Origin of the sequence: Paracoccus aminovorans, assembly GCF_900005615.1 — a bacterium.
In the GTDB taxonomy this organism is placed as follows: Bacteria; Pseudomonadota; Alphaproteobacteria; order Rhodobacterales; family Rhodobacteraceae; genus Paracoccus; species Paracoccus aminovorans.
In genome coordinates this window covers 2,122,260-2,140,328 of the sequence record NZ_LN832559.1, presented here as the reverse complement: position 1 = coordinate 2,140,328, position 18,069 = coordinate 2,122,260, and the positions used below count along the sequence as shown (strand labels likewise).

Genomic DNA, 18,069 nt, shown 5'->3' with positions numbered 1-18,069 from the left:
ATCGTGGGCGGGGCTTTAGACCGAACCGGTCGGGGGGCGCAAGGGGGGATCTCCAAAAAATCGCGCTTTGCCATCCGCCGCCGATCAGCCCCGCGCAGCCCTGCCGCCGCTGGACGCAAGCGGGCAAGGGCGCTAACAGGGTGAGCATGACGAAATCACCCCGCAACCCCCAGGGCGATCCACGCGAAGCGCGGCTCAAGGCCGCCCTGCGGGCCAATCTCGCGCGGCGCAAGGCGCAGGGGCGGGCGCGCGCGGCGGAAGAGTCGCAGGACGAGCAGCAAGGGCAACAGACGCCGGATCAGGGCGCGCCCGGGAACGAGGATTAGATGGACCAGATCATTGTAAGGGGCAACGGGCCGCTCAAGGGCGAAATTCCCATCGCCGGCGCCAAGAATGCCTGCCTGACGCTGATGCCCGCGACGCTGCTGACCGACCAGCCGCTGACGCTGACCAACGCACCGCGGCTGTCGGACATCCGCACCATGACCGCGCTGCTGCAATCGCTGGGGGCCGAGGTGGCCAGCCTGCAGGACGGCCAGGTGCTGGCGCTGTCCAGCCACGACCTGACCAGCCATACCGCCGACTACGACATCGTGCGCAAGATGCGGGCTTCGATCCTGGTGCTGGGGCCGATGCTGGCGCGGGACGGCCATGCGGTGGTCTCGCTGCCCGGCGGCTGCGCCATCGGCGCGCGGCCGGTGGATCTGCATCTGAAGGCGCTCGAGGCGATGGGGGCGGAGCTGGACCTGCGCGAGGGCTATGTCCATGCCAAGGCGCCCGCCGGCGGGCTGAAGGGGGCGGTGATCGACTTTCCGCTGGTCTCGGTCGGCGCGACCGAGAACGCGCTGATGGCGGCGACGCTGGCGCGCGGCACCACCGTCATCAACAACGCCGCGCGCGAGCCCGAGATCGTCGACCTTGCCGAATGCCTGCGCCGCATGGGCGCGCAGATCGAGGGCGAGGGCAGTTCGACCATCACCGTCGAGGGCGTGCGCAGCCTGGGCGGCGCCACCCATCCCGTGGTCACCGACCGGATCGAGCTGGGCACCTATATGCTGGCTCCGGCAATCTGCGGCGGCGAGGTCGAATGCCTCGGCGGTCGCATCGATCTGGTCGCCGCCTTCTGCGAAAAGCTGGACGCGGCCGGCATCGACGTGGTCGAGACCGACCGCGGCCTCAAGGTCTCGCGCAAGAACGGCCGGGTGCGCGCCGTCGACGTGGTGACCGAACCCTTCCCCGGCTTCCCGACCGACCTGCAGGCGCAGATGATGGCGCTGCTCTGCACGGCCGAGGGCAGCTCGGTTCTGGAAGAGAGGATTTTCGAGAACCGCTTCATGCACGCCCCCGAACTGACCCGCATGGGCGCCCGGATCGAGGTCCACGGCGGCCATGCCACCGTCCACGGCGTCGAGAAGCTGCGCGGGGCGCCGGTGATGGCGACCGACCTGCGCGCCTCGGTCAGCCTGATCCTGGCCGGGCTCGCGGCCGAGGGTGAGACCATCGTCAGCCGCGTCTATCACCTCGACCGCGGCTATGAGAAGGTCGTGCGCAAGCTGCGCGGCGTCGGCGCGGACATCGAACGTGTCAAGGAGGAGCCCGCGGATGGCTGATGCCCGGTTCCAGGATGCCGATCCCGCGCCGCTGGCGCTGTTCGCCGGCGACGCCGACGATCTGACGGTCATCGCGACCCTGACCCAGGACGCGATCCTGCCGGTCACCGAGATCGCCTACGATGCCCGCCATCGCCAGCTGGCCCTGCTGCTGAACCGCTTCCGCTGGGAGGACGCCGAGGCCGCCCGGCGCGAGGGCCGCCCCTATGAGCGGGTGCGGGCGGTGTTGCTGGTTCAGGACGTGCAGCGGGTGCGCAGCGACGGCATCGACCGCAAGGACAAGGACCTGATCCTGGAACTGCTGACCCTGCAATGGCAGCCGGGCGAGGACGGCACCGGCCAGTTGCTGCTGGAATTCGCCGGCGACGGCACGCTTGCGGTCGAGGCGGAATGCCTGAACGTCGAACTGCGCGATGTGACGCGCCCCTATGTCGCCCCCTCGCGCCGCGCGCCGCAGCATCCCGGGACCTGACAGGGCGGCTTCCGCGGCCCGGTCGTCACGGGATGGGCGGTCGCAGGGGATTGGACAAACGGTGTACGGCGTCTCTCCGGCCCCTGCGGAGCGCGCTTTCCCCATGTCGCAAATATCAAAGCCGGCGCGCAACCCGCGCCAGGGCCAGCGGATCGGCCGCACCATAGCCGCTTGAGCCGTCGCGCCGCAGCCGCTAACAAGGGCAAGTCATTGAAGGCCCGAGCCATGCCCATCCATCTTTCGACCGCCCAGCCCGATTTCGCCGAACGCTTCGAGGCGCTTCTTTCCATGAAGCGCGAGGATGCGGCGGATGTGAACGAGGCCGTCGCCGCCATCATCGCCGAGGTGCGGGCGCGGGGCGATGCGGCGCTGGTCGAACTGACCGCGCGTTTCGACCGGCTGGAACTGACGCCCGAAACCCTGGCCTTCTCGAAACAGGAGATCGCGGCCGAAACCGCGAAGGTCTCGGCCGAGGACCGCGCCGCCCTGACCATGGCCGCGAACCGCATCCGCGCCTATCATGCCCGGCAGATGCCCGACGACCTCAGCTGGACCGATCCCGAGGGCGCGACCCTGGGCTGGCGCTGGACGCCGGTTTCGGCCGCCGGTCTTTATGTGCCCGGGGGGCAGGCCAGCTATCCGTCCTCGGTGCTGATGAATGCCATCCCTGCGCGGGTGGCGGGGGTCGAGCGGCTGGTGATCTGCGTGCCGACTCCCGACGGCGTGGTCAATCCGCTGGTGCTGCTGGCGGCCGAACTGGCCGGTGTGGACGAGATCTATCGCGTCGGCGGTGCCCAGGCCATCGCCGCGCTGGCCTATGGCACCGGGACCATCCGCCCCGTGGACAAGATCACCGGCCCGGGCAATGCCTATGTCGCCGCCGCCAAGCGCCATGTCTTCGGCCGGGTCGGCATCGACATGATCGCCGGACCTTCCGAGGTGCTGATCATCGCCGAGGGCGCCCAGAACCCGGAATGGCTGGCGCTGGACCTGCTGGCCCAGGCCGAACATGACGCCGATGCGCAGTCGATTCTGATCACGCCCGACGCCGCTCTGGCGCAGGCGGTCGTGGCCGAGGTCGAGCGGTTGCTGCCCGGCCTGCCGCGCGCCCAGGTGGCCGGAGCCAGTTGGCGCGACTATGGCACCGTGATCGTGACGCGCGACCTCGACGAGGCGGCGGCTCTCTCCGACCGGCTGGCGCCCGAACATCTGGAGCTGTGCGTCGACGACCCCGAGGCGTTGGTGCAGAAGACCCGCCATGCCGGGGCCATCTTCCTGGGCGGCTGGACGCCCGAGGCGGTCGGCGACTATGTCAGCGGTCCGAATCACGTGCTGCCGACGGCGCGCTCGGCGCGGTTCTCGTCGGGTCTGTCGGTGCTGGACTTCCTCAAGCGCAGCACCATCGCCCGGCTGACGCCCGAGGCGCTGGCCGCGATCGGCCCGGCGGCGGTGCGGCTGGCGGAATCGGAAGGACTGGGCGCGCACGGCCGGTCGGTCTCGGCCCGGCTGGCCGCAGTGAACGGAGAGCGGGGATGAGCGAGGCAACCACCGGCCGGCTGTGCCGGATCGAGATCGACGACAGTGCCCTGCCGCCGCCCACGCCCGAGATGGAGCAGGAGCGCCGCGTCGCCGTCTTCGACCTGCTCGAGGACAACAGCTTCGTCCTGCCCGGCCGCGAGGATGCCGCCCCGCCGCCCGGTCCCTATGCGCTGGCGCTGGCGGTGCGCGAAAAACGGCTGGTCTTCGACATCGAGACCGAGACCGGCGACAAGGTCGCCGAGTTCCATCTGGCGCTGGGTCCGTTCCGGCAGACGGTCAAGGACTATTTCCAGATCTGCGCCAGCTATTTCGACGCGGTGAAGCGCCTGCCGCCGGCGCAGATCGAGGCCATCGACATGGCCCGGCGCGGCATCCACAACGAGGGCGCCCGCACCTTGCAGGAACGGCTGGAGGGCAAGGCCCAGATCGACATCGATACCGCCCGGCGCCTGTTCACCCTGATCTGCGCCTTGATCCCGGGGTGATTCGTGGCCGGAGCGATTCCCCATTCGGTGCTCTTCTGCTGTGATCACAACGCGATCCGTTCGCCCATGGCCGAGGGGATGATGAAGAAGTTCTACGGCCGTTCGGCCTATGTGCAGTCGGCCGGGGTCAAGAACGACATGGAGATCGACGGTTTCGCCATCGCCGTCTGCGACGAGATCGGGGTCGAACTGGCCCGCCACCGCTCGCGTTCCTTCGAGGAAATGCAGGCCTGGGGCGACGACCTGGGCAGTTTCGACCTGGTCGTGGCCCTGTCGCCCGCCAGTCAGAGACAGGCGCTGGAACTGACCCGGGTGGCGCATCTGGACGTCGAATACTGGCCGATCATGGACCCCAGCGGCCTGGCCGAGGGGCGCGAGGCCAAGCTGGCGCTGTACCGCGGCGTGCGCGACCAGATCCGCAACCGGATGATCGAGCGTTTCGGTCCGCCGACCGAGAGCTGAGAAAACTCGCCGCCGCTAACGGAATCTTAGGGTCTTGGCCCAATGATGCGGATAAACTCTTGCAGAAGGCTTTCCGCATGTCCGATGTCCAGCGGCTGCAACATGATCTCGAATTCGCCATGCGCGCCATCCGCACGCATCGCGCGGTGCTGATCCTCGACCTGGCCGGGCGGATCGTCGCCGCGAACCAGCCATGCCTGCGCATGTGCGGCTATCGGCGCCACGAACTGATCGGCCGACCGGTCGTCATCCTGCTCGATCCCGGGGAAAAGGCCCCGGCGCGGCTGCGCCAGATGCTTGAGGTTCCAGGCACGAGCGAGGTGCGGATTCACGGACTGGGCCAAGTGGCGAAATCGGGCCGCCGGTTCCGGGTCGATGCCCGCATCTGCCCGATCCGCGACGAAGAGGGGCAGGTCTGCCTGAACGTGCTGTTCCTGCGCGAATCGGCCGAGGAGGAGGGGCCGCTGCGCCCAACGCCGCCGGAGATGCTGTGCGAAGCCGGGCAAGTGATCCGCCTGCCGGGCCGAACTCCCGAACGGTCCTGGGCGCAGTCCCGGGACTGGACGCTCGGCAACGCGCCTGGCGCTGCCGTCGCACTGCTGCGCGGCGACCGCTAGCCCGTCCTTGCCCCGCGCCTTTGTCGCGGCGGCGGTCAGACCACCACGGCGGCGCCTTCGGTCGCCGGCCCGACATGGGCGCGGAAGGCCGCGAAAAGCTCTCGGCCCAGGCCCTCGGCGCTGTAGGACGGGTCGTGCTGCGCGGCGGGGCGGCTTTCAAAGCCCTCGCTCAGGCAAGCCAGCGTTCCCTGCACGGCATCCAGCCGCAGGATGTCGCCGTCCCGCAGCCGGGCCAGCGGCCCGCCCTTGGCGGCCTCGGGCGAAATATGGATCGCCGCCGGCACCTTGCCCGAGGCGCCCGACATGCGCCCGTCGGTGACCAGCGCCACCCGCAACCCGCGATCCTGCAGCACGGCGAGCGTCGGGGTCAGCGAATGCAATTCGGGCATGCCGTTGGCGCTGGGACCCTGGAAGCGCACGACGACGATCACGTCCTCGGTGAACTCGCCGCGCTTGAAGGCGGCCTTGACTTCTTCCTGGTCCGCGAACACCCGGGCAGGGGCCTCGATCACATGCCGTTCCGGCGCCACGGCCGAGACCTTGATGACGCCGCGCCCCAGGTTGCCCGACAGCTGCTTCAGCCCGCCGGTCGCGGCGAAGGGATTGGCCGCCGGGCGCAGGATCTTGTCGTTCAGGGTTTCATGCGCGCCCTCGACCCATTCGACGCGGCCGTCCTTCAGCTTCGGCTCGCTGGCATATTGGTCCAGCCCGCCGCCGGCGATGGTCTTGACGTCGGGATGCAGCAGCCCGGCCTCCAGCAACTGCCCGATCATGAAGCCGAGGCCCCCCGCGGCATGGAAATGGTTCACGTCGGCCAGGCCGTTGGGATAGACGCGCGCCATCAGCGGCACGGTTTCCGACAGGTCGTGGAAGTCCTCGAGGTCCAGGATCACCCCGGCCGCGCGCGCCATGGCGGGCAGATGCAGCACCAGGTTGGTCGAGCCGCCGGTCGCCATCAGCCCGACGATGCCATTGACGAAGGCACGCTCGTCCAGCACCTCGCCGGCCGGCAGATAATCGTTTCCGAGCCGGGTGATCGCGGCCGCGCGCTGGACCGCCGCGACGGTCAGCGCCTCGCGCAGCGGCGTGTTGGGGTTGACGAAACTGGACCCGGGCAGGTGCAGGCCCATGAACTCCATCAGCATCTGGTTGGTGTTCGCGGTGCCGTAGAAGGTGCAGGTGCCGGGCGCATGATAGCTGGCCATCTCGGCGGCCATCAGCGCCTCGCGCCCGATCTCGCCGGTGGCGAATTGCTGGCGGACCTTGGATTTCTCGTCGTTCGGCAGGCCCGAGGGCATGGGACCGGCGGGGACAAAGACCGCCGGGATATGACCGAAAGTGCCGGCGGCGATGATCAGCCCCGGCACGATCTTGTCGCAGACGCCCAGATACAGCGCCGCGTCGAAGACGTCATGGGTCAGCGCCACCGCCGAGGCCAGCGCGATCACGTCGCGCGAAAACAGCGAAAGCTCCATTCCCGGCCGGCCCTGGGTCACGCCGTCGCACATCGCCGGCACGCCGCCCGCGACCTGCGCCGTCGCCCCCGCCGCATGGGCCGCCTGCCGGATCAGGTCCGGGAAGCGCTCATAGGGCTGGTGCGCGGACAGCATGTCGTTATAGGCGGTGACGATGCCGATGTTCGGCTTGCGCGTGGTGGCCAGATCTTCCTTATCCGGCATCGCCGCATAGGCATGGGCCTGGTTTCCGCAGGACAGATGCGCGCGCCGCGGGCCTTCCTCGGCGGCGCGGGCGATCTTGGCCAGATAGGAACCGCGGCTTTCAAGCGAACGTTCGCGGATGCGGTCGGTCACCCGGTCGATGATGGCGTGCAAGGTCATGGCTGGCTTCTCCTTTGCCGCCAATGTAGTCCGTTAGCGGTAACATTGCAACCGGCCGGCTCTTGCCCGCGGGCGCGCGGCATGGCAATCCTGCCGCGTTTTGCACGAGGGCCGCCATGACCGCCGATCTGCCCACCATCCGCTTGCGTCCCAAGTCGAAGCCGCAGGCGATCCGCCACGGCTTTCCCTGGGTCTTTGCCGACGAACTGGTTACCGACCGACGCACGCGGTCCATTGCGCCGGGCAGTTTCGCGCTGCTCGAGGATGCCGAGCGCCGGCCGCTGGGCCTGGTCACGGTCAACCCCGAATCGAAGATCATCGCCCGGATCATGGACCCCGACCCGCAGGCCCAGGTCGACCGCGACTGGATCGCCGCGCGGCTGCGCCGGGCGCTGGCGCTGCGCGAACGGCTGTTCGACGCGCCCTTCTATCGCCTGGTCCATGCCGAGGCCGACGGCCTGCCGGGCACCATCATCGACCGCTTCGGCGATGCCGCGGTGATCCAGCCCAACGCCGCCTGGGCCGAGCGCATGGCCGGCGACATCGCCGACGCGCTGCAGGCGGTCACCGGCGTATCCGCCGTGATCCTGAACGGGCAGGGTCGGGCGCGCGGGCTGGAAGGGCTGCCCGAGCGGATGGAACTGCTCGCGGGCGGCCTGTCCGGGCCGGTGGAGGTGCCGATGAACGGCGCCGTCTATCTGGCCGACCTGATGGGCGGGCAAAAGACCGGCCTGTTCTATGACCAGCGCCCGAATCATGCCTTTGCGCAACGTCTGGCCAAGGGCGCGCGGGTGCTGGACGTGTTCTCGCATGTCGGCGGCTTCGGTCTGGCCGCGCTGGCCGCAGGGGCGGTCCATGCCACCTGCGTCGACGGCTCGGCCGCGGCGCTGGAGCTGGCGCAGGGCGGCGCGCGCGCCATGGGCGCCGAATCGCGGCTGGCGATTCGCCAGGGCGATGCCTTCGCGCAGATGGAGGCGCTGGCCGCCGAGGGCGCACGCTTCGACCTGGTGATCTGCGACCCGCCGGCTTTCGCGCCCTCGAAACCGGCGCTGGAGGCGGGCCTGCGCGCCTATGAACGGGTGGCCAAGCTCGCCGCGCCGCTGGTGGCGCCGGGCGGCTATCTGGCGCTGTGCTCCTGCAGCCATGCCGCCGATCTGGCCGCCTTCCGCAACGCCTCGGCGCGGGGTATCGGGCGGGGCGGACGGCGGATGCAGCTGTTGCATACCGGCCAGGCCGGGCCCGATCACCCGACGCTGCCGCAGCTGGCCGAGACCGGTTATCTCAAGGCGCTGTTCTTCCGGCTGGACGGATGAAGGCGGTCCTGGACGCCTGCGTCCTGTTCCCGACCGTGCTGCGCGAAATCCTGATCGGCGCCGCGGCGGCCGGGCTTTACCGGCCGGTCTGGTCGCAACGCATCCTCGACGAATGGCGCCATGCCGCCGCCCGCCAGGGGCTGGAGGCGGGGGCCGAGATCGCGCTGCTGGAATCGCGCCTGCCGCAGGCACGGGTCGCGCCCTCTGGCGGCGCCGAGGGTCTGGACTTGCCCGACCCCGCCGACCGCCATGTGGTCGAGGCGGCGCTGGCTGCCGGCGCCGGCACTATCGTCACCGCGAATCTGCGCGACTTCCCGCGCGGGGCGCTGGCCGCGCTGGGATTGCAGGCCGTCCATCCCGACGAATTCCTGCGCGATCTCTACCTGCGCGCCCCCGAGCCTTTGCTCGCGGCCGTCGAGGCGACTGAGGCCCGCGCCCGCGCCGCCGGTGCGGCGCTGACCCGCAAGGAGCTGATGCGCCGCGCCCGGCTGCCGCGCCTGGCCAAGGCGATCGCGCGGCTGGAACCCGACGCGCCGCCGCCCCCTTTCGCCGCCGGTGGGATGGCGCGGAAACAGGACTGAACGCCAATGACTTTGCAGCACTTGATGTTACCGCTAACATCCGCTAATCGACAGATAAGCGATGAGGAGGCAGCGATGGTTTCACGCGTCATTCCGGTCGAGGCGTTCGACCTGGTGATCTTTGGCGCCACTGGCGACCTGGCCCGGCGCAAGATCGTGCCGGGTCTCTACCGACGGTTCAAGGCCGGCCAGTTGCCCGCAAGCGCCCGCATCATCGGCGCCGCCCGCACCGCCCAGGACGACGACGGATTCCGTGCCGAGATGCGCGCCGCGATCCGCGAATTCCTGGGCGACGGGCAGGATGAAAGCAGCGTTGCGGCCTTTCTCGACCTGCTGGGCTATGTCGCCATCGACGCCCGCGGCAGCGAAGGCTGGGCCGAGCTCAAGGCGCGGATGCGGCCGGGGGTGGTGCATGCCTTCTATTTCTCGGTGGCGCCGGCGCTTTTCGGCGACATCGCAGACCGGCTGGCCGATCACGGCATCGCCGACCAGGACAGCCGCATCGTGGTCGAAAAGCCCTTCGGCCGCGATCTGCAGACCGCGCGGGCGCTGAACGCCACCCTGGCCCGGCATTTCGCCGAGAACCAGATCTATCGCATCGACCATTACCTGGGCAAGGAAACCGTCCAGAACCTGATGGCGGTGCGTTTCGCCAATATCCTGTTCGAGCCGTTGTGGAACGCGCAATATGTCGACCACGTCCAGATCACCGTCGCCGAAACGGTGGGCGTCGGCGGCCGCGGCGAATATTACGACCATTCCGGCGCCATGCGGGACATGGTGCAGAATCACATGATGCAGCTGCTGTGCCTGATCGCCATGGAGCCGCCCTATCACATCGATTCCGACGCCGTGCGCGACGAGAAGCTGAAGGTGATCCGGGCGCTGGAACCGGTCTCGGCCGACGAGGTCGTGCGCGGCCAGTATCTGGCCGGCCGCGACGGCCCCGGCTATCTCGATGATGCCGAAAACCCCGAGTCGCGCACCGAAAGCTTCGTCGCGCTGAAGGTGCATGTCGCGAACTGGCGCTGGACCGGGACGCCCTTCTACCTGCGCACCGGCAAGCGCCTGCGCGCCCGCACCAGCGAGATCGTCATCACCTTCAAGGAACCGCCGCATTCGCTTTTCGACGACGGCGGCAGCCACAAGGCGAACCAGCTGGTCATCAGGCTGCAGCCGGACGAGGGCATGGTGCTGACCATGATGATCAAGGAACCCGGTCCTGGCGGCATGCGCCTGGTGCAGGTGCCGCTGGACATGAGCTTCGCCGATGCGCTGGGTCCCGAGGGCAGCGACATGCCCGACGCCTATGAGCGGCTGATCATGGACGTGATCCGCGGCAACCAGACGCTGTTCATGCGCGGCGACGAGGTCGAGGCCGCCTGGGCCTGGACTGACCCGATCATCGCCGCCTGGGAGCATGGCACGAAACGCCCCGAGCCCTACGACCCGGGATCCAGCGGTCCCGAGGAGGCGTTGCGCCTGCTGCACCGCGACAACCGCCGGTGGAGGGAGATACGCTCATGAGCCTGGATTTCGTCGACTATCCCGACCGCGAGATGCTGTTCCTGTCGCTGGCCGACCGCATCGGCGGCCAGTTGGCGCAGCATCTGCGGGTGAACGACGCCGCCAGCCTCTGCGTGCCCGGCGGCACCACCCCGGCGCCGCTCTACGACTATCTCTCGGGCAGCGAGATCGACTGGCCGCGCATCACGGTCATGCTCAACGACGAGCGCTGGGTCGATGGCGAGCATCTGCGCTCGAACGGCCGGCTGCTGCGCCGCCACCTGCTCAAGGACAAGGCCGCGGCGGCGCCCTATGTCGATCTCTATACCGGCGATCCCGCCCCGGGGGATGCGGTTCCCGCGCTGTGCGAAGCGATCGCGCCGCACCTGCCGCTGACCGTGCTGCTTCTGGGCATGGGCACCGACATGCATACGGCCAGCCTGTTCCCCGCGGCTTCCGAGACGGTGCTGGCGCTGGCCCCCGATGCGCCGCCGGTGATGGCGGTGACCAGTCTCAAGGACGACCCGCGCATCACCCTGACCGCATCGGCGCTGAAGGGTGCGATCAACACCCATCTCTTGATCACTGGCGCCGACAAGCGCGAGGCGCTGGAACGCGCCCGCAACCTCGATCCCACCGAGGCGCCGATCAAGGCCTTCCTGGGCGACATCACCGTGCATTGGGCGGAATGACATGACCGATATCTGGACCCGACTGACCGAACACCGCAAGGCGCAGGGCGCGCTGCGCATCGAGGCGCTGTTCCAGGCCGACCCCGACCGCGCCGCCGGCTTCTCGACCAGCGCCGAGGGGCTGGTCTTCGACTGGTCCAAGACCGGCATCGACGCAAAGGCGCGGGACCTGCTCCTGGAACTCGCTGCCCCGGTCACCGCCCGGCGCGAGGCCATGTTCACCGGCGAACGCATCAACGAAACCGAGGACCGCGCCGTGCTGCATACCGCGCTGCGCAACCTGGAAGGCAGCGTGATCCTGGACGGCGAGGACGTGATGCCCGAGGTGCGCCGCACGCACGAACGTATGCGCGCCTTCGCGACACAGGTGCGCGACGGCAGCTTCGCCGGGCAGGGCGGGCGCATCACCGACGTGGTCAATATCGGCATCGGCGGCTCGGACCTGGGCCCGGCCATGGCCGCGCGCGCGCTCGCGCCCTTCCACGACGGGCCGCGGGTGCATTTCGTCTCGAACGTGGACGGGGCCGACATCGCCGACACGCTCAAGGGGCTGGACCCGGCGACCACGCTGGTCGTCGTCGCCTCCAAGACCTTCACCACCATCGAGACCATGACCAACGCCAGGACCGCGCTGGACTGGATGGCGGCCGGGGTCGCCGACCCGGCGGCGCAATTCGCGGCGCTGTCCTCGGCGGCCGAGCGCACCGCGGAATGGGGCATCGAGCCCAACCGCGTCTTCGGTTTCGAGGATTGGGTCGGCGGCCGCTATTCCATGTGGGGGCCGATCGGCCTGTCGCTGATGATCGCCATCGGCCCCGACGATTTCGACCGCTTCCTCGCCGGCGGCGCGGCGATGGACCGGCATTTCCGCAGCGCCAAGCCGGCCGAAAACCTGCCGGTGATCCTGGCGCTGGTCGGCATCTGGCACCATCAGGTCTGCGGCTACGCCACCCGCGCCGTGCTGCCCTACGACAACCGTCTGGCGCGGCTGCCGGCCTATCTGCAGCAGCTGGAAATGGAATCGAACGGCAAGCGCGTGGCCATGGACGGCAGCGACCTGTCGCTGCCCTCGGGCCCGGTGGTCTGGGGCGAGCCGGGCACCAACGGCCAGCATGCCTTCTACCAGCTGATCCACCAGGGCACGGCGGTGGTGCCCTGCGAATTCATCATCGCCGCCCGCGGCCACGAGCCCGAGCTTGCGCATCACCACCTGCTGCTGATTGCCAACTGCCTCGCCCAATCCGAGGCGCTGATGCGCGGCCGATCGCTGGACGAGGCCCGGGCGCTGATGCAGGCCAAGGGCCTGACCGGCGCCGAGCTGGACCGCCAGGCCCGCCACCGCGTCTTCCCGGGCAACCGGCCCTCGACCACGCTGCTGATCCCGCAGCTGACGCCCTACACCCTGGGCCAGATCGTCGCCCTCTACGAACATCGCGTCTTCGTCGAGGGCGTCATCCTCGGCATCAACAGCTTCGACCAATGGGGGGTCGAACTGGGCAAGGAACTGGCGCTGAAGGTGGCGCCGCTGCTGGAAGGCAAGCCCGCCCCCGGCCACGACCCTTCGACTCGGCATCTCGCGGCGCTGATCCGCGACGCGCGGGCCTAAGACTTCTTCGTTCCCCAAATACTCCCGGGACGGCGCCACCCGCGCCGTCCGTCGCCGCTTCAGCCCTCCCGCATCCGCCGGACGCGCGGGTCCATCACCCGGCGCCAAAGCCGGGGCAGCATGGCCAGCGCCGCCATCACCGGCAGCGAATAGGGCAGCATCGGCCGCGGTGCCGCGGCCCGCTGCAGCCGCAGCCCCGGATAGGCGCGGCCGGGATGGGCGTGGTGGTCGGAATGGCGCGGCGCATTGACCATCATCAGCGAGGACAGGAAATGCGGCGCGTCCCAGCTGTGGCGCGGCCCCACCGGCTCATAGCGCCCATCCGCGCGCCGGGCCCGCTGCAACCCGTAATGCTGGACGTAGTCGGCCAGCATCATCTGCACCTGTGCGTAAAGGCAAAGCCCCAGGTACCAGCCCAGTCCCGCCCAGCCGAAGACCAGCCACGCCGCCAGGCAGCAGGCCAGACCGCCGCCGACCCAGACGGCGTAAGGGTTCGGCCGCCCCGGCTTCGCCGCCGACAGCGCCCGCTCCGCCGCCAGCCCGGCGCGGAACGACCCCGCCAGCGCGCGCGGCAGGAAATGCCAGAAGCTTTCGCCGAAGCGCGCCGAGTTCGGATCCTGCGCCGTCGCGACATAACGGTGATGCACCAACCGATGCGCCGAGGCGTGATGGCCGAAAAGCAGCGTCACATAGACCGCCGCCCCCAGCCGGAACAGCCCGCGCGAGCCGCGATGGATCAGCTCATGCGCGTTCGAGTTCGAGACCTGGCCGAAGAACATCCCCAGCCCCAGGAACAGCGCCACGCGCGACACAGCGCCCATGCCTTCCCCGGTCAGCGCCGCCAGCCCGGCGCCCAGCAGCAGGAAATGCAGCAGCGCCAGCACCACCGACAACAGATCGGTCGCCGCCGGTGCCGCATCATGGACTGGATCGGCAAAGCCGCGGGCGAGGACCGTATCGACGATCTGGCTGGCGCCACCGATCCAGACCAGCGCGGCCCAGGTCCAGCCGCCGCCCCAAAGGCAGGCGGCGCCCAGCAGAAGCCCCGGCAGCAGCGCGAAAAGCGCGAAGGCCGGGATCGAGGCAGGCCGGTCGAACGGATCGGGCATCACCACACCAGTTTTCCCGCGCCTATAGCCGGTTTTTTGCCGGCGGACCACCATGGCGTGCATGCGGGGGATTGACCGCTGCCGTGCCGGGACTAGCCTGCTCGGGCAAACAGGAAGGCGATCCATGGATTTTCTGGCCCGGGCGACGGCGGCGGTGGGCGGCGCGATGGTGCTGATGCGGCGCATGGGCGCGCCCCGAACGGCGGCGCTGGGCACCGCGCCGCAGATTCCTCCGGCAAAACCCCAGGGCATCATGACGCTGAAGATGCCGACCGCCCGCGGCTGGCGCGGGACCGAGGCGCCGGTCCCAGCCCCCGGCCTGCGCGTCAACGCCTTCGCCCGCGAGTTGCAGCATCCGCGCTGGATCGAGGTGCTGCCCAACGGCGACGTGCTGGTGGCCGAGGCGCTGCAAGAGGCAACCCCGCCCCGATCGCTGCTCGACCGCGCCACCCAGGCAACCATGCGCCGCGCCCGCGCGCTGGGGGTCAGTGCGAACCGCATCACGCTGTGGCGCGATGCCGACGGCGACGGCGTGGCCGAGACGCGCGAAGTCTTCCTGGACGGCCAGCGCCAGCCCTTCGGCATGGCCCTGGTCGGTGAGACCTTCTTCGTTGCCAATACCGACGGCATCCTGGCCTTTCCCTACGCCCCCGGCGCCACCCGGATCGCCGGCCCCGGCCGCCGGCTGGTCGCGTTCCAGCCGGGCGGACACTGGACGCGCAGCCTGATCGCCTCGCCCGACCGCAAGCGGCTTTATTGCGGGGTCGGATCGCTGACCAATATCGCCGACGAGGGCATGGCGGTCGAGGAGGGCCGCGCCGCGATCTGGGAACTGGACCTGGAAACCGGCCGTGCCGGCGTCTTCGCCTCGGGCTTGCGCAACCCGGTCGGCCTGGCCTGGGAGCCCACGACCGGCGCGCTCTGGACCGTGGTCAACGAACGCGACGGGCTGGGGGACGAGACCCCGCCCGACTATCTGACCTCGGTGCGCGAAGGCGGCTTCTACGGCTGGCCCTACAGCTATTGGGGCGGGACGGTGGACGACCGCGTGCCGCAGGACGCCGCCATGGTCGCCCGCGCCATCACCCCCGATTACGCGCTGGGCGGCCATACCGCCTCGCTGGGCCTGTGCTGGATGCCGGCGGGCACGCTGCCCGGCTTTCCCGAGGGCATGGCGATCGGCCAGCATGGGTCCTGGAACCGCTCGACGCTGTCGGGCTATCGGCTGATCTTCGTGCCCTTCGCGGATGGCCGCCCCTCGGGACCGCCGCGCGACATCCTGACGGGTTTCCTGTCGCCGGACGAGAAGTTTTCCTATGGCCGCCCGGTGGGCGTCGCCATCGGCCCGGACGGCCGGTCGCTGCTGCTGGCCGACGACGTGGGCGACGTGATCTGGCGCGTCTGCGCCGCCTAGAGCCGGTCGAAGACCGAGCCCATGCGCGGCGAGAACAGCCGCTCATAGGTCCGCAGCAGGGCGGTGTCGGTCATGGCCGCGACATGGTCGCACAGGATGCGGATATCGCCCTCGGCCGCGTATCGCGCGCGCCATTCGCCCGGCAGCAGCCGCATCGGGTCCGAGCGGAGCGCCTCGAACACCTCGACCACCATGGCCTGGCCCTTGAACTCCAGCTGCTGCACACCGGCGCTGCGGATCACCCGGTCGAGGATGAAGCCCTTGAGCGCCTTCAGCAACTGCCGCGGCGGCTCGGCCAGTTCGACCCGGTGGCGCAGCAGCGGGTCGCGGAACCCCGGCTCCTCGCGGAAACGGACGGCGCCGATGAAATGATGCACCAGCGCGCCGATGCTGGCCTTGCGCGCAGCGGGGGGGCCGAACAGCCGCGCCGCCAGCGCGCCCCGGCCGCCGAACGGGGCAGCGTATCCCGGCGCCACCGCGCCGCGGAATTCCTCGGCCGAGACCAGCCCCAGCGCGATGGCATCCTCGAGGTCGTGAACGCCATAGGCGATGTCGTCGGCCACATCCATGATGCTGCAGTCCAGGGCTTTATGCAGCGTGACCCCATGCTTGCCGGAGAACTCTCGAACCTGCGCGAAAAGATCGCGGTCCTCGGCCGAAAGCGGCGACAGGATCCAATCCACCAGCCCGGCCTCGCAGTCGAGATGGCATTTCGGCGGCGCCGAGGCCGCCAGGTCGATGCTCTGCCGCGGCAAAGGCCCCTGGTGCAGGCGCGGGCGCAGCGCCGGATTGGCCAGCCGCGACCAGCTTGCGGGATATTTCAGCACGCCCAGCAGGCTGCGCCGGGTCAGGTTCACCCCCGGCTCGGGCGCGGCATCCACGGGCTGCGCCAGCAGCCGCAGGGTCTGGCCGTTGCCCTCGAAGCCGCCATGGTCGCGCATGCACCAGTTCAGCGCCACCTCGCCGCCATGGCCGAAGGGCGGGTGGCCCAGGTCGTGGGCGCAGGCGATGGCCTGGATCAGGCTGCGGCCGGGCAGGGCGGCGCTGGCGGCATGGTCGGGGAACAGGCCGCGCAGCTGCTGCACCAGCCCGCCGGCGATCTGCGCCACCTCCAGCGAGTGGGTCAGCCGGGTGCGGTAGAAATCGCTGTCGCCCAGGTTCAGGATCTGGGTCTTGCCCTGAAGCCGGCGGAAGGCGGCGGAATGGATCACCCGGGCGTAGTCCACGTCGCCCTCGTCGCGGAAATCGTCCGCGGGGCGGGTCCGGGGCGCGCGCCGGGCCAGCCAGGCCGGGTCTAGAACCACTGGCCGGGCTCCATCAGGCCGAAGTCCATCAGCTGCTGCGAGCTCCATTGGAAGGGATGCGAATTGCGCCAGCGGAACGTGCCGATCTGCCCGCGCGATCCGGGGTTCTTGGCCAGCGCCTTCGCGACCCGGAACGAGGCCACGGCGGCGGTCAGGTTGTGGTGCCAGGGGCAGGAATAGGTGTTGTATTCCTCGACGTTGAAGCGGTGATCGGGCAGCAGCTTCAGCCCCGGCTGGGTGCGGAACAGCGCGATGCGGTCGATGCGGCGGCGGTCCTGGGGAATGTGCTCCTCGAAGCGCCAGCGCAGCCCGCCGTGGAAGTCCAGCTGCCGTTCCCGGTGCCGCCCGTCGCGGTCGGGCCGGCCGAGCGCGAAATAGCCGGTGCGGTCGAACATCGCCTGGTCCAGGCTGACCGCATCGGGAAAGCGCTCCAGGTCCGGGGCGTAGAGGTCCACGACATAGGTCAGCATCGCCCGGCGCCGTTCCTCGGCGTGGAAGGCCAGCATCTCGCCGACGGTGCGGTGCTCCGAGAAGGGATAGAACAGGAATTCCGCGTTATAGCCGTAATACAGCCAGCTGTCGTTCGGCACCGCCTCGATGGCGGTGTTCACCGCCTCGACATGGGCGCGGCCGCGGCGGGAATCGTGGCGCAGGTTCACGATCTTGCCGGCGCCGGCCTCGGGGATCAGCTGCGCCGGCAGCGGCTCGGACGACAGCGCCAGGATCAGCTTGAAACCGGCGCGCAGGTGATGCTCCAGCGTCTGGGTGACGGCGGTATCGTCCTCGATCAGGATCAGCGCGATCGGGCCGCGGGCCAGCCTTTCGGGTGCGGCGGCAAGGAACTGGGCAAGGCTGGGAAAGCTCATGGCAGCGCGGCCCGGACCTGTTCCAGCAGCGCCGGGCGGGCGCCGGCATCGGCTTCGGCGCGGTCGACCAGCGCGACCAGCTCGGCCCTGCGCGCCGGCGGCAGGTCGGCGGCAGCGATGAGCTGGCGCAGGCGCGCCGCGTCGAAGCCCTGCGGGGTCAGGGCCGAGTCGATCTCGACCGCCTCTCCGGCGGCGCTGCCGGCGGTGCGGGTGGCGCTGGCGGCATCGCGGGCCGCGCTGCCGGCGGCAATGGCGGCGGCTTCGGCCTGCGTGGGCGAGGCGCTGGCCGCGGCGGCCGCATCGGCCGCGCGGTCGGCCGCGGCGATGGCGGCCTCGGCTGCGGCTTCGGCCTGGTCGGCGGCGGAACTGGCGGGGCTGACGGCGGCGGACGTGGCCGAGGCCGCGGCATCCGCCGCAGCATCCGCCGCGATGGCTGCCGCGTCGGCTGCCGCATCGGCGGCGGCATTGGCCTTGTCCTGCGCCTCGGCCGTATCGGGCGCGGATGCGGGGGCCGTAACCTCGTTGCGCGGTGGCTCGGGCTGCGGCGGTTGGCCGGATTGCGACCAATACCAGGCGCCGCCGGCGGCTGCGGCAAGCAGGACGATCAGGACGAGCGGTCTTTTCATGCAGGTCTCCCTCTGGCGGCGCAGGGTCT

At 70.0% G+C, this 18,069-nt stretch carries 18 protein-coding genes; 13 read left to right on the top strand and 5 right to left on the bottom strand.

Going from position 1 to position 18,069, the window contains the following annotated elements; translation table 11 throughout:
* Window positions 1-146 precede the first annotated feature (146 nt).
* From JCM7685_RS10635 to JCM7685_RS10605, 7 genes are all read left to right on the top strand, one after another.
* Entirely contained in the window at window positions 147-326 is a 180-nt protein-coding gene (locus JCM7685_RS10635; protein WP_074966341.1) for a hypothetical protein, read from the top strand.
* Window positions 327-1,610, top strand: coding sequence for a UDP-N-acetylglucosamine 1-carboxyvinyltransferase (gene murA / locus JCM7685_RS10630; protein ID WP_074966340.1), 1,284 nt, complete (start codon window positions 327-329; stop codon window positions 1,608-1,610).
* Window positions 1,603-2,082, top strand: a complete 480-nt coding sequence (locus JCM7685_RS10625; RefSeq protein WP_074966339.1) for a DUF2948 family protein — start codon at window positions 1,603-1,605, stop codon at window positions 2,080-2,082. The genes murA and JCM7685_RS10625 overlap by 8 nt, the downstream gene beginning before the upstream one ends.
* A 225-nt stretch (window positions 2,083-2,307) precedes the next feature.
* Window positions 2,308-3,618, top strand: coding sequence for a histidinol dehydrogenase (hisD, locus tag JCM7685_RS10620; protein ID WP_074966338.1), 1,311 nt, complete (start codon window positions 2,308-2,310; stop codon window positions 3,616-3,618).
* Window positions 3,615-4,106 (top strand): UPF0262 family protein, encoded by a 492-nt coding sequence (locus JCM7685_RS10615; RefSeq protein ID WP_074966337.1) that lies wholly within the window; start codon window positions 3,615-3,617, stop codon window positions 4,104-4,106. The genes hisD and JCM7685_RS10615 overlap by 4 nt, the downstream gene beginning before the upstream one ends.
* Window positions 4,107-4,109: 3 nt before the next feature.
* Window positions 4,110-4,568 (top strand): arsenate-mycothiol transferase ArsC, encoded by a 459-nt coding sequence (locus JCM7685_RS10610; protein ID WP_074966336.1) that lies wholly within the window; start codon window positions 4,110-4,112, stop codon window positions 4,566-4,568.
* 77 nt (window positions 4,569-4,645) lie between these two features.
* Window positions 4,646-5,185 (top strand): PAS domain-containing protein, encoded by a 540-nt coding sequence (locus tag JCM7685_RS10605; protein WP_074966393.1) that lies wholly within the window; start codon window positions 4,646-4,648, stop codon window positions 5,183-5,185.
* Between the two features lie 35 nt (window positions 5,186-5,220).
* Here JCM7685_RS10605 and edd read toward each other — a convergent pair whose 3' ends face one another.
* The gene (gene edd / locus JCM7685_RS10600; protein ID WP_074966335.1) at window positions 5,221-7,023 is read right to left on the bottom strand and encodes a phosphogluconate dehydratase; all 1,803 of its coding nucleotides are present in this window, start codon (window positions 7,021-7,023) and stop codon (window positions 5,221-5,223) included.
* A gap of 116 nt (window positions 7,024-7,139) precedes the next feature.
* Here edd and JCM7685_RS10595 point away from each other — a divergent pair, with 116 nt between their 5' ends.
* The 5 genes from JCM7685_RS10595 to pgi all read left to right on the top strand — a co-directional run bounded on the left by JCM7685_RS10595 (window position 7,140) and on the right by pgi (window position 12,721).
* On the top strand, window positions 7,140-8,336 hold the full coding sequence (locus JCM7685_RS10595) for an RSP_2647 family RNA methyltransferase (RefSeq protein ID WP_074966334.1): 1,197 nt from the start codon (window positions 7,140-7,142) through the stop codon (window positions 8,334-8,336).
* On the top strand, window positions 8,333-8,917 hold the full coding sequence (locus JCM7685_RS10590; protein WP_074966333.1) for an RSP_2648 family PIN domain-containing protein: 585 nt from the start codon (window positions 8,333-8,335) through the stop codon (window positions 8,915-8,917). The genes JCM7685_RS10595 and JCM7685_RS10590 overlap by 4 nt, the downstream gene beginning before the upstream one ends.
* Before the next feature lie 75 nt (window positions 8,918-8,992).
* Complete coding sequence (zwf, locus tag JCM7685_RS10585; protein WP_074966332.1) at window positions 8,993-10,444, top strand: glucose-6-phosphate dehydrogenase; 1,452 nt, start codon at window positions 8,993-8,995, stop codon at window positions 10,442-10,444.
* Window positions 10,441-11,115 carry a 6-phosphogluconolactonase gene (gene pgl, locus JCM7685_RS10580; protein WP_074966331.1) on the top strand — a complete coding sequence of 225 codons (675 nt, stop codon included), beginning with the start codon at window positions 10,441-10,443 and terminating at the stop codon, window positions 11,113-11,115. The genes zwf and pgl overlap by 4 nt, the downstream gene beginning before the upstream one ends.
* Window position 11,116: 1 nt before the next feature.
* A complete protein-coding gene (gene pgi / locus JCM7685_RS10575; protein WP_074966330.1) occupies window positions 11,117-12,721 on the top strand; it encodes a glucose-6-phosphate isomerase in 1,605 nt (534 codons plus the stop codon).
* Between the two features lie 59 nt (window positions 12,722-12,780).
* Here pgi and JCM7685_RS10570 read toward each other — a convergent pair whose 3' ends face one another.
* Window positions 12,781-13,830 (bottom strand): alkane 1-monooxygenase, encoded by a 1,050-nt coding sequence (locus JCM7685_RS10570; RefSeq protein ID WP_074966329.1) that lies wholly within the window; start codon window positions 13,828-13,830, stop codon window positions 12,781-12,783.
* Window positions 13,831-13,954: 124 nt separating this feature from the next.
* On the opposite strand from JCM7685_RS10570, the gene JCM7685_RS10565 reads away from it, so the two are divergent.
* Window positions 13,955-15,244, top strand: coding sequence for a PQQ-dependent sugar dehydrogenase (locus JCM7685_RS10565; RefSeq protein WP_074966328.1), 1,290 nt, complete (start codon window positions 13,955-13,957; stop codon window positions 15,242-15,244).
* On the opposite strand, the gene JCM7685_RS10560 is transcribed toward JCM7685_RS10565, so the two are convergent.
* From JCM7685_RS10560 to JCM7685_RS10550, 3 genes are read right to left on the bottom strand one after another with little or no spacing between them, the layout of a single operon-like run.
* A complete protein-coding gene (locus JCM7685_RS10560) occupies window positions 15,241-16,548 on the bottom strand; it encodes an anti-phage deoxyguanosine triphosphatase (RefSeq protein ID WP_074966327.1) in 1,308 nt (435 codons plus the stop codon). The two genes, JCM7685_RS10565 and JCM7685_RS10560, sit on opposite strands and share 4 nt — an antisense overlap.
* Window positions 16,539-17,414, bottom strand: coding sequence for a glycosyltransferase family 2 protein (locus tag JCM7685_RS10555; RefSeq protein ID WP_074966326.1), 876 nt, complete (start codon window positions 17,412-17,414; stop codon window positions 16,539-16,541). Before JCM7685_RS10555 ends, JCM7685_RS10560 begins: the two co-directional genes overlap by 10 nt.
* Window positions 17,411-18,040 carry a hypothetical protein gene (locus JCM7685_RS10550; protein ID WP_074966325.1) on the bottom strand — a complete coding sequence of 210 codons (630 nt, stop codon included), beginning with the start codon at window positions 18,038-18,040 and terminating at the stop codon, window positions 17,411-17,413. Before JCM7685_RS10550 ends, JCM7685_RS10555 begins: the two co-directional genes overlap by 4 nt.
* Window positions 18,041-18,069 lie beyond the last annotated feature (29 nt).

Excerpts from the sequence above, each read along its gene's own strand:
- JCM7685_RS10605 (WP_074966393.1), top strand. The coding sequence starts at position 4,646 with ATGTCCGATGTCCAGCGGCTGCAACATGATCTCGAATTCGCCATGCGC.
- JCM7685_RS10635 (WP_074966341.1), top strand. The coding sequence starts at position 147 with ATGACGAAATCACCCCGCAACCCCCAGGGCGATCCACGCGAAGCGCGG.
- JCM7685_RS10565 (WP_074966328.1), top strand. The coding sequence starts at position 13,955 with ATGGATTTTCTGGCCCGGGCGACGGCGGCGGTGGGCGGCGCGATGGTG.
- murA (WP_074966340.1), top strand. The coding sequence starts at position 327 with ATGGACCAGATCATTGTAAGGGGCAACGGGCCGCTCAAGGGCGAAATT.
- pgi (WP_074966330.1), top strand. The coding sequence starts at position 11,117 with ATGACCGATATCTGGACCCGACTGACCGAACACCGCAAGGCGCAGGGC.
- hisD (WP_074966338.1), top strand. The coding sequence starts at position 2,308 with ATGCCCATCCATCTTTCGACCGCCCAGCCCGATTTCGCCGAACGCTTC.
- JCM7685_RS10590 (WP_074966333.1), top strand. The coding sequence starts at position 8,333 with ATGAAGGCGGTCCTGGACGCCTGCGTCCTGTTCCCGACCGTGCTGCGC.
- JCM7685_RS10615 (WP_074966337.1), top strand. The coding sequence starts at position 3,615 with ATGAGCGAGGCAACCACCGGCCGGCTGTGCCGGATCGAGATCGACGAC.
- edd (WP_074966335.1), bottom strand. The coding sequence starts at position 7,023 with ATGACCTTGCACGCCATCATCGACCGGGTGACCGACCGCATCCGCGAA.
- JCM7685_RS10555 (WP_074966326.1), bottom strand. The coding sequence starts at position 17,414 with ATGAGCTTTCCCAGCCTTGCCCAGTTCCTTGCCGCCGCACCCGAAAGG.
- zwf (WP_074966332.1), top strand. The coding sequence starts at position 8,993 with ATGGTTTCACGCGTCATTCCGGTCGAGGCGTTCGACCTGGTGATCTTT.
- JCM7685_RS10625 (WP_074966339.1), top strand. The coding sequence starts at position 1,603 with ATGGCTGATGCCCGGTTCCAGGATGCCGATCCCGCGCCGCTGGCGCTG.
- JCM7685_RS10570 (WP_074966329.1), bottom strand. The coding sequence starts at position 13,830 with ATGCCCGATCCGTTCGACCGGCCTGCCTCGATCCCGGCCTTCGCGCTT.
- JCM7685_RS10550 (WP_074966325.1), bottom strand. The coding sequence starts at position 18,040 with ATGAAAAGACCGCTCGTCCTGATCGTCCTGCTTGCCGCAGCCGCCGGC.
- pgl (WP_074966331.1), top strand. The coding sequence starts at position 10,441 with ATGAGCCTGGATTTCGTCGACTATCCCGACCGCGAGATGCTGTTCCTG.
- JCM7685_RS10595 (WP_074966334.1), top strand. The coding sequence starts at position 7,140 with ATGACCGCCGATCTGCCCACCATCCGCTTGCGTCCCAAGTCGAAGCCG.